At 43.0% G+C, this 221-nt stretch carries 1 pseudogene; it reads left to right on the forward strand.

Going from position 1 to position 221, the window contains the following annotated elements:
* A pseudogene (locus tag LI241_RS15745) lies at window positions 1-221 on the forward strand (DUF4198 domain-containing protein); the annotation flags it as partial.

Consider the following 221-nt stretch of genomic DNA (forward strand, 5'->3'; position numbering starts at 1 on the left):
AAGGTTATGTATATGATGGAGAAGATAGCTTTCACTTTACCTTGAAGCTGGAAGGGAAAGCATATGCGGATGAGGCATATACGATCAAGAATAGCGATACTGGCGAAGAAGTAAAAGAAGCAAGGACCGATGAAAACGGCAGGTTTACCTTAAAAGGCGGACAGAATGCTGTCTTTAAGGAAGTCAAGGCAGATGTGGACTATGAGGTCGTTGAGGAAAAC

It is taken from the genome of Longicatena sp. 210702-DFI.1.196, assembly GCF_020563125.1.
GTDB lineage: Bacteria > Bacillota_I > Bacilli_A > Erysipelotrichales > Erysipelotrichaceae > Longicatena > Longicatena caecimuris.